Origin of the sequence: Flavobacterium geliluteum (assembly GCF_017948595.1) — a bacterium.
Classification (GTDB): domain Bacteria; phylum Bacteroidota; class Bacteroidia; order Flavobacteriales; family Flavobacteriaceae; genus Flavobacterium; species Flavobacterium flavipigmentatum.
Window position 1 is genome coordinate 21,998 of the sequence record NZ_JAGFBV010000035.1, and the last position, 11,351, is coordinate 33,348.

General features: G+C 35.1%; 5 protein-coding genes. All 5 read right to left on the reverse strand.

Annotation, left to right across the window (positions count from 1 at the left end):
* Positions 1-287: 287 nt before the first annotated feature.
* Positions 288-848, reverse strand: a complete 561-nt coding sequence (locus J3495_RS17110; protein ID WP_210667892.1) for a hypothetical protein — start codon at positions 846-848, stop codon at positions 288-290.
* The gene (locus tag J3495_RS17115) at positions 845-2,512 is read right to left on the reverse strand and encodes an RHS repeat domain-containing protein (RefSeq protein WP_236025494.1); all 1,668 of its coding nucleotides are present in this window, start codon (positions 2,510-2,512) and stop codon (positions 845-847) included. Before J3495_RS17115 ends, J3495_RS17110 begins: the two co-directional genes overlap by 4 nt.
* Positions 2,513-2,805: 293 nt before the next feature.
* The gene (locus J3495_RS17120) at positions 2,806-3,252 is read right to left on the reverse strand and encodes a contact-dependent growth inhibition system immunity protein (protein WP_210667894.1); all 447 of its coding nucleotides are present in this window, start codon (positions 3,250-3,252) and stop codon (positions 2,806-2,808) included.
* A gap of 14 nt (positions 3,253-3,266) precedes the next feature.
* Positions 3,267-6,791, reverse strand: a complete 3,525-nt coding sequence (locus tag J3495_RS17130; RefSeq protein ID WP_236025495.1) for a DUF6443 domain-containing protein — start codon at positions 6,789-6,791, stop codon at positions 3,267-3,269.
* Positions 6,792-6,845: 54 nt separating this feature from the next.
* Entirely contained in the window at positions 6,846-11,240 is a 4,395-nt protein-coding gene (locus J3495_RS17135; protein WP_210667896.1) for a DUF5977 domain-containing protein, read from the reverse strand.
* Positions 11,241-11,351 lie beyond the last annotated feature (111 nt).

An 11,351-nucleotide genomic window follows, 5' to 3' on the forward strand; every position in this document is an offset into this window, starting at 1 on the left:
CTTTACCTGCTTAAAGAAAGCAGCCAAAGGATGCCGTTGCTGTCTGGGCTAGGCAATCATTTTTCAGTAGAACACTTTCTTTATCTAAGTATATATCTACAACATTACCATCCAAAAACAGAAAAACCACTTCGTTTTAGAAGTGGGTTTTCTGTTGATTTACATTGCGTTCACGAGCAAGATGCTTGCGCCTCCCTGGGGAATATCACCAACACATTTAACACATTACCAAAATTATTAAACACCAACTCATCTGATACATTATCTATCTTTTAATAAAATAAATATCAATTCATAAACTTGTCTCTTTTGTAAACAAAATATCTAGGAAAATTATCACCCTTTATTATTTGATAACCATTAAGATAAAAATAATATGAAATAGTTCTGATTTCATCTAAAGAAGTATTTTCTTCAATTTTCAAATAATTTGAATTTTCTTGAGACATATCATTTCCCGTATATTTATTAAAAAAGTCATTAAAACTTAATTGTTTATATTCTCTTTCAACCATGCTACTTATTTTGAAAGACTCATGAGGAATTCGATCAAAGGATTTTTTTTTAATTTTAATTTCTTCATTTAATACTTTTGACAAGAATTCTCTATAATTACTGTATTCCTTTTGATAATGTTTATTATAAGCATAATTTAAATAGTCGGCATTTGTTATGATTATTTCTCCACTATCAGCTAGGAGAAAAAGATTCAAAGCCCCGTATTTAGAAGGTACTATATAACTTCCTTTGGCGAATTTATTAATATCATTCTCTGATATTATTTCTTTCTTTTCTGTACAAGAAAAAAAAGATATCATAACTAAAATAATTGTAAATTTTTTTTTCATTTTTCTTCTTCAAATCGGTTATTTGGTGGATTTTTTAATATTTTAGGTTCAATAGGCTTTCCATAATTTGGTCTTTGCATCTGTTTTAATAATTTCCTCATAAGATTTTCAAAGAAAACAGCTCTTATCTCCACTGGGTCTTTTTCATTTCCACCATCTTGACTATCAGCTGTATTTCCTATATCATGATCATATTGATGTCTCATTTCATGAGCAACAGTAGCGTCATCTGATACTGGGGCACCTTCATCTTTTTCAAATTCTGCATCATCTTCATGAGAGAAATTATAATGGGTGCGAGTTCCTATGCTCAAATCACCTTCTTTTTCACTTGTTATTCCGTATGCATTAACTACACTCTTAACACCTTCTTCTATATAGTGATGAAGTTTACTTGTTTCAAGCTTATGTAAAACGCCTTTTAATCTAGAATTATTAGACTTTTCAATTTTTCTATAAGCAGATAAGACTTTATACATCGTAGGACTGACACTTTCTTTTCCGGGATTATATCTTTTCCCTGTTGCGGTATCATAAAAGTTACCCTTACTATATTTAAAATTTCTAGTTTGATCTCCTCTTGTTACAATAAATATAATATCATTTCCATCAGGATCAATATTTATAATAGGATTATCAGCAACATAGATATAAGGACTCAAATTAAGATATTTTTCGCCTTTAGGATCAATGTTAATCCATCTACCCAGAGCCGGATCATAATTCCTAGCTCCATAGTAGTAGAAGTTAAGTCCTAACTCATCCTGTAATTCCTTCCCGTTGTAGAGAAGCTTTTGAGCTGGATTTGTAGAAGTAACCGTATTATTATACCCATTATGTTTCAACCCAAATGGATAATAATTATTTTCTTCGATAATTTCAAGAACATTTGTGGTTGGGTTTTTAGCATAGCTCAAACGGATGTTGCCCAAATGATCTTTGTACTGAAACACATACGAGAGCATTCCTGCATCGTTCTTGACATAACCCTCGGCCGTTGGAAAAAACTGCAACACATTGTCTTTGTACTGAAAACCTCCCAAATAATCGGTAGTAATTTCCACTGCTCCCTCAGTTACAATTTTCCTTAACTTTTGTCCTGCCGCATTGTAAATATAATCAATACTGCCCGTTATGCCAAAAGTAATTTTCTTAGGCAAATTCAGATGGTTGTATGCTATGGTGGTGATGTTTTTGTTTTTATCAGTAATCATATTGCCATTGGCGTCATAAGCATAATCATCGCCCGTTTTATTACCGTCTATAAAACCTGCGGAATCATTACCTCCTAAACCATCTGTAACTTTTGTCAACTGGTTAGAATTTGCATCTGCGTAATCATATGTTAAATCATCCATGCCTCCAACATAAGAATTAGATGAGCCTCCTCCCATGTTCTGACGCATTAAATGTTGTATATTACCATTTTTATCGTAATCCATACTTTCTCCAAAATAATTTTTGTTATTTGTAAGAGAAGGAGTCTGATAAGTAGCATTTGTTAATCGGTTTAAATTATCATACAGATAACCATAACCACGCACAACACCTGTATTATCATTTCCATTGATCCATTTGGTTTCAGAAATATTTCCATTAAACAAACCCTTAGCTGCATTTGCATCCCATTCAGGCTGATCATAATTGATTTTAAAAGCAAACAAATCTAAAGAATTGATATTTTATTTAAAGCACAACTATCGTGTATCAGGAGCTAATTCCAGCCATACACTATATCTCTGGCTGCTTAAAGAAAGCAGCCAAAGGATGCCGTTGCTGTCTGGGCTAATGAATCATTTTCAGTACAACACTTTTTTATCTAAGTATAAATATCTACAATATTACCATCCAAAAACAGAAAAACCACTTCGTTTTAGAAGTGGCTTTTGTATTGATTTAGATTGCGTTCACGAGCAAGATGCTCGCGTTAGCGGGGATACATTACTCTTTTAATTGATTATTTACACCTTGACAATGCTAATTCTAGTGCTTTTATCAAATCTTCTTTTAGTGAGTTAAAGGGTAATTTTACCGTTAAATCTTCTTTAAAACCAACGAATCCTTCCTTTGAGCCTTTATTCTCCCAAGGCATAAAAATAATAGTATCATCTTTTATAGAGACATCTAAACTAATACTACCATTATGTAATGCTTTCATTGTTTTCACACCTATACCTTTTAAATATTCAGTTCTAAACTCTTTCCAGTCTTTAGGACGTTCATCAATTTCTCTACTTAATTTTAAAGTATCTAAAATCTTCTCTAATAAATTAGAAGATGATAAATTATATTCAATAAAATATGGTGATGAAGCTATTGAAACAAATCCTTTAATTTTTAATTGAGGATATATTATGTATTTATTTTCTTTAGAGAAAAATTTTATTGATACTGACTTTATCATTGTTAATTATTTTTTTACTTAATAAAACGGATTGTTACATTAACATTATTGTCTTGTGCATATTTTATTGCATCACCAATCTGACTCCATTGAGATTCTGTACCCTTACCAGTTTGCACAGCTAATTCCAATACTTTGCTAGTGTAAGTCTCACCTTGTACGACTTTTACTCCTCCAACTTCAGCACTTGTAAAATCTGCTAGTTTATTTATGTATCCTTTCAGAGTATTATATACGCTATTCCCTTTTTGATAACTTCCAGCTGTCAAATCCAAACTTTTTATACTTGTCGCAACACCATCTTTTATTTTATCAATAGTTGGAAAGTTCCATCCTAAATTTTCACCTAACATTGTTTCAATTCTTCTTCCTCGCTCAAATGCATTTGCCATCCAGACACTTTCTCCTTTGCGTAATGCTCTAAAACCCTGAAAAACCTTTCCCATAGCAACATCCGTTGCCATCATTTCAGCACCAATACGAGCACCATCAGCTATCATCATTCCTGGATCATCAAATCTAGCAACATTTATATCTCCTTTAGCAGGACGAATATCTCCATGAGGAATACTTCTTGGGTCACCCGACATGAGTTTATTCATAGCCCTATCTACCTGAGCTTGTTTTTTAGCCATATGGCTTTTTAACTCTTGAAGCGTATAATTTCCATTAACCCCTCCTGTAACTCTTGGTCCATTTTGTGCTGTTGCTAAATTTCCATTAAGATGAAATGAAAGTTCTAATCCTTCAAGGTCTGTTCCACTTGAGACATTATTTTCTGCATATGCATAAGTGGAGTTATGCGCATATGTTCCTGCTAAAGGGTCTATCTGCCAAAATCTACCTAACGTTGGGTCGTAACTTCTAAATTTAAAGAAGTAAACGTTAAGTCCTAACTCGTCTTGGAACTCTTTGTCATTGAACTTATATTTCTGCCCAGCATTTGTAGAAGTAACCGTATTGTTATAGCCATTATGCTTGAGACCAAAAGGGTAATAATTGTTTTCTTCTATAATTTCAAGAACGTTTGTGGTTGGGTTTTTAGCATAACTCAAACGAATATTCCCCAAATGATCCTTATACTGAAACACATATTTAAAAGAACTTCCTTCTAATGCTATATATCCCTCTGCCGTTGGAAAAAACTGCAACACATTGTCTTTGTACTGAAAACCTCCTAAATAATCGGTGGTAGTTCCCACTGCTCCATCAGTTACAATTTTTCTTAGCTTTTGTCCTGCTGCATTGTAAATATACTCAATACTACCCGTTGTGCCAAAAGTAATTTTCTTAGGCAAATTGAGTTGGTTGTACGCTATGGTGGTGATGTTTTTGTTTTTATCACTAATCATGTTGCCATTAGCATCGTACCCATAATCATCGCCGCTTTTATTGAGATCTTTAAAACCACTAGTATTATTGGCATTGTCGTCTACTTTACTTAACTGGTTAGAGTTGTCGGGATAAGCGTATGCTAAATTATCAATTTCTATATTTCCTGCCTGCACATCTTGATCACCGTATCGTAGCAAAAGTTGTATATTTCCATTTTTATCGTAGGACAAATTTTCAGTATACATATCGGTCTCAATACCATTTTTTGTATAAAGACCAAATATTAAGCGATTAAGTCCGTCATAGTCATATGCATAACCACGCTCAGCATTATCCGAAGCCGTTTTCCATAAAGTCTCTGAAATATTTCCATTATAGAGAGGCAGAACACCCGTACCTAATTGTGCTATATCATAATTGATTTTAAAAGCAAACAAATCTACCGGATCAGTATCTTGCTGTAAATTATCGATTTTATTAATCTCCGTCAGCCAGCCTCTAATATTATAACTAAAATTGACTTTCTGCATGGGGTTTCCTGTGCTGTTTCCCACACTTTTGCTTTTCAGCTGGCCTAATTCATCATATTCATTAGCCGCCAAAAGCATTACCGTACCCCCATTAATCTGGTGCGTGTGTGTGAGCAAGCGATCTTGCGCCGTATAGGTAAACTCTTCTCGTATACTCAGCTCGGTGTCCCCAGAGCTGCGCTTGTGTTTGGTAAGCGTGTAAAGTGTTTTTCCCGAAAAATCGATTTTACTATTAGAAGAGGTGTACCCTCCTAAATGGTTTTGGGTATAGCTGCCTATGGGTCTGGCTTTGGCATCATAAAAGGTCGTAGTGGTTTCACCCAATATCGCCGCAGCTGTGGTTACCGCTCTTGTCCAACTCCCTGTGGCAAGTGTTTTGGTATTGGCCAAAACAGTTTCTCCTTCGATACTCGTAGGCACTGCCGGAGCATTGGGATAAGCATAATTATCGTAATAATTAACCGTTAGGAGTTTGAAGGTCTTAGGCTCTATATCGTTGCTGTAATTGACCGAAATCCCATCGATAGTGCCTGAAGTTTCTTTACTTTCGTACAATAGCGTTGCCCCGTTTTGAGCGTCTTGCCATGACTTTCTTGCCGCTGAGGTACACGTTTGACCGCTCCAGCCTGTATAGACAGGCCTGCCAAAAGCATCGTATTTGGTAATGAGCCAACCCTCAGTTGTTTCGTCTTTAAAAGGTGAAAAAGCAGGTCCTGTGGCTACAGGTCGGTCTAGTTTGTCATAGACAATAAACTCCCATTGTTTGCCCGGTAATTTTTTCTCGACCAAACGGTTGCGATGATCGTATTTGTATTGGTAACAGAGTCCGTCTAAGACGTCAGAGTTAATAGCGCCCGACACTTTGGGTGGCAGTACGTATGTTAGATTCCCGTAAAGATCATACACATAGTACGTGTCATGTTTGTCACCCCCTGAGTACGTTCTTTTAAGGATTACCTGTCCTTCTTTGTTTTTAAATTCTACAGTAGCACCCGCAGTCTCTATGGGAGTTGCAGTGGTATTCTCATCGTAAGTTACCGTTTTGTACAATTCGCCAGCTGCATAAGTACCTTCTTGAGCAAGGCTAATTTCGTACAAACCAGAACCCGCTTGCCAGCTCGCTGTGGCTCTGTATAATGTTACAGCATCAGTAGCTGTATTGGTCTGATAGTCGAGTTTGATTTCGTGACCGGAATTCATAGCCCAAGAACTACCCGGTGCTGCTTGTTTTAAGACCCTGTTTAAGGGTGAAGCTTCTAATTTCTTTTCAGAGAAAGGATTATCGGTGTTCTGGTACTTGTTGTTGTAAAATACTCTTGTGGCATCTATAGCAGATATTGGATCTATTTTTGGATAATAAGTACCGCCATTAGAAGCAGTGTAAGGCAAATACTCCTTGACCTGCCTGCCAAAACCATCATACGCTACTGGGGTAATAACATCCAAACCATTATTTCCCTGCCCGATAGCAATAGTTTGTATCGGACGACCCAGACCATCAAAATACGTCACATTTTGATTGATTTCTTCTTTGGTCAACGTATTAAAATTAGCCGCTTGAACCGCTTTTTTTGGTGCTGCGGTGTAAATAAAATTATCATCGCTAAAGGTCTGGGCTTGTAGACACGGACCTGCAAATAGTAACATTATTATAATTGGTATATATTTTTTCATAGAATTAAATGTCTTTTAAAAATGATAAGAACAATAGAATACTGGTTTAAAATTTTACTCTTCAACTTCACCAGGATTTAGACATGTGCCATTGGCGTTAGCATAGGCTTGCGCATTTGCTGCAACATCTGCCCATGCTTTATTGTCTGCATCATTTTGCGATATAGTTGACTGATATTTAGCATACGGCACAGAATAATACACATAAGGATAAGTAGTTCCCGGAGGACAATAATCATTTTTATAAATTTGATATCTGATTTGTACACTGTTAAAAGTACAAGTACCGCCATAGTACACTTGTGCCTGACCATTAAAATTGAATAAATCTAATGCTTCTGCATCAGCTTGTGCCTGAGAAACTGTGGATCTAACAGCTCCATATGCCAAAGAATAAACCAAACTGGAACCTACTGCTCCTGGTGGGCAATTGGTTTTTGTAAAAGTTCCACTTATAGGATTACTGTAATAAAAACATTTTCCTGCAATATTTGCATAAGCTTGTCCATCCGCATTGAATTTAATAATTGCTTGTGCATCCGCATCAGCTTGTGAAATTTTGGAAGTTATAGTTCCAACACTTTGTACAAAATAAAATAATTCTGATGAACTAATTGTTCCTTGTGGACAATTGTTTTTACTGAAATAACCGCTTAAGGCAATACTGTTATAGACGCATTCACCATAAGTATTGGCATAGGCCTGACCTTCGGCATTTAACCTTATAGCTGCCTTATAATTTGCTTCTCCCTGAGAAACAGTTGATATCTCGGCTCCTGCTGGTAGCGTATAATAGTGACTAGAGCCAGTTCCAGCTTGCCCACAGTTATTATTAAAGAATGTATTGTAATAAGTGATACTGTAAAAAGTACATTTTGCATTTGCATCATTGTTGGCAAAAGACTGTCCATTAGCATTCACATCGTTCTGAGCTTGAGAATCTGCTGCTGCCTGAGAATACGTAGAGCTATACCTCCCCGCCGGGACTGTATACCAAACACTGGCAGGAGAACCTCCTGGTGCACAATTATTTCTTGTAAATAATCCGCTTTTGGCAGTGTTCCAAAAAGTACATTTTGCATTTGTATCATTATTAGCAAATGCCTGTCCGTTAGCATTCACATCATTCTGAGCCTGAGAATCTGCTGCTGCCTGAGAATCTGTAGAACTATATATTCCGGCAGCAACGGTGTACCAGACACTGGCAGGAGAACCTCCTGGTGCACAATTATTTCTTGTAAATAATCCACTTTTGGCAGCATTCCAAAAAGTACATTTCCCGTTTTCATTAGCATATGACTGAACATTATTATTGATTTCGGTTTGAGCCTGAGAATCAGCTTCTGCTTGAGAATTAAAAGAATAATAACGTCCAGCTGGAACTGTATAAGTAACTGTTTCTGGATTACCACCAGCTGCACAATTATTTCTTGTAACTGCAGCACTTCGAGCAGTATTCCAAAAAGTACAAATTCCGCTTGTGTTAGCAAATAATTGCCCATTATTATCAACATCTAATTGAGCTTTAGCATCCGCATCCGCTTGAGAAACATCTGAATTATACTTTCCAGCAGCAACTACAAACCAAACACTTGATGGTGTTCCGCCAAGTGCGCAATTATTTCGAGTAAATAATCTACTTTTAGTATTACTTGAAAAAATACATTTTGCATTTGTATCGTTATTTGCAAATACTTGACCGTCTGTATTAAATTTCAATAAACCTTTATCGTCTGCATCTGCTTGCGAAATAGTCGAAGTCACTGCACCTTCTGCCTGAGAAAAAGGTATACTTAAACCTGTACCTCCAGCTCCGCAATTGTTTCTTGTAAACGATCCACTTCTAGGAGCACTTTTATATAAAACTACACTAGTTGATGTATTATCTGAGCAATCCACTTGTTGCCCCTTATAATTGTAACAGTATTTTTGAAGAATATTTAAATCTTTATCTTTTATAAATTTTAAGCGATTAAAAGCATCGTACTCATAATAAGATGGTATTGCTTTAGGATCGGTAATACTGGTTACACCAACAAGAGGATTATAGGTGTAGGTTGTCACCATGGCATTAGAAAAATTAGTTCTTATAGAATTTAAGGCAACTCGCAAATTTTGTTCTTTACAACTGCTAGACATACAATTATCATCATCCAGATTAGACAAATTTTGCAAATTCGATACGTATTGCTCTAGTGCTGTATACGCTACATTTTCTATTTTTGCAATTGGTTGCGTTTTATTATACCCCCAAATGATGCTTACCGGAATTCCGTTTTCCAGAGTATATTGCAAAATATTTCCTTTATCATCATACTTGTCAAAAGTTATTTTTTTATCTAGATTTAAATTTATATCTGCAATTCCCTTATTTGTAAATACAAATTTAGGAAGCAACAAATTACTAGTTTGTTCGCTTTGATCGTATACGATCAACTGTTCTGATAATTTAGAACCTGATTTAAAAGTTTGTGTCTTTAAAGGAGGTAAAATGATATTAGATGTTGTTAAATCGTTAGCAAATGGCTGAGTCGTCATTTCTGGATCTGGAGCATAATAGTATTTTGTCTCAAGAGTTTCTTGATTCGAATTAATTGTATTTTCCGATGATAATTGTAAATGGTTCGGATTATTATAGTTATAATTTGTTGTACTGATCACTGGATTTAATCCATTTAAATCATATGTCTCTTCCGTTGTGGATTTTATATAATGCCACTGTGAACGAATTATATATTTGGTAATATCGTAACCTCTAATCTTATCTATAACTGACCAAGTGCTCCCTGAATAGAGGTCACGTTGAGTAATACTATAACCGAACACCTGCTTATTCAAAACAGGGTTTAAATAATAATTATTCACTATTTTTTTAGCCGTCAAATAAATACTTCCCCTTTTAGAAAAATATTGTGTTTCAATTTCATTTCCTGTACCAAATGTGGTATTAAATGGAGTTCCCGGAACATAAAGCCCCCGTAAAGGCAAAGCTATTTCAATAGGGGTATTCATGAACTTATGCGATATCCCACCGCCTGCAAAATTCTCACCAATGCTCTCTACAACTGAAGTATATCCAATATGACTATTTTGTTTGGTGTATAATGAATACAAAGTACTTGAGGATAGCGTAAGGATATCTGTTGAAGAAAGAGAATAAGAAGAATCTCCAGTACCCTTACTACCAGTCCAATCATGATAGGTCTTTAATGTTATAGAGGGAACGGGAGGTTCTATAACACCACTTGAGCAACTTAAACAAGAAAGCTGTCCATAATAATACTCCTTCACTTCTTTTTTATTTTCATCATCATTTGCTATCAGTTTGGATAATCGTTGTCCACCAACTTCAATATTAGCATCAAGCGAAGTAAATGGGGAATCGTAAAAAGATGTACTAAAATCTCCTCTGATGCATTCAAATGGGACACTCACTTTAAATCGATACCTGTTTCCTTCTATTAAATCAATATAATGCTGTGAAATAGTAGGTGCCGCAACAACTGAACTACCACTATCGTAAACTTTATAACCGTTTGGTGTAACAACATATATACCTTTACCTTCAACAGGAGTTGTAAATGTATCAGATCCACCTTCAGCAACTTCAACAGTCAAAGTTGCTCTTACATGATGAGTTGGCCAACCGCTCTCCCAACATTTTACGGTTCCTGCACTAAAATAAATTGGAATTCTTTCTTGAAAAAAAGGAATGATCTCTGTTGTTTCAGTTTTACTTTGTGAAAACTGGTCCGCAGTATTAGAAATATTTATTGCAACTCCCTTTTTGCTTGGATAAACTAACTTTTTACCATAATAAGAATGTGGTTCATAAACTAATTCATTAGATCCACCTGTTGGATATGTAATAGTTTTTAGTAATCCATTTTTACTGTAAATTCCGTTAGCCTTTTTATTACCTCCAATATTATTAAAAATATTCCTCAAAGTGGAAAGGGAAAAATGTGTACCTGAAAAATAATAATCATCGTTACTTACTAAATAGGAGTTAGATTGTTCACCATTAAAATACCCCCAATAATCTTGTGCATAAGAAAATCTGGGAGGAATTTTATCGTAATCATAATACGAGAAATGATAAGATGGTTTGGTTACACCTTCATTCTCTTCGGTAACGCTTGTTAAAAATAACCTTTTACCATACTCAGAAACATATGGAATATGTGGATTTTTGTATGTTGTTTCTAAAGAAGAAGTGACTAAATCATAGCCCAATATAATTTTTTTAATACTTTTTTGATGCATATCTTCAATCTCAATTCTTTCAATTTTTTTTGTATTGGATATAACATCTCTATCTGAATATGTGAACGTAATTTTGCCCGAATTGGATATAATAGATTTTAATACTACACCTAAAACTCGTGATTCGCTAATTACTAAGTTTTGTCCAGGATTAGACCCTATTGAAGATTGGACTTGCAACAAAAAGTGGGACAAATTTTCTAAGACCTATGCTACACTTTTAATTTTATAAAATTCTAGTTCGATTTCTTTAGGTGTTTTATATCCCAAAGAAGAATGCAGACGTTTTCTATT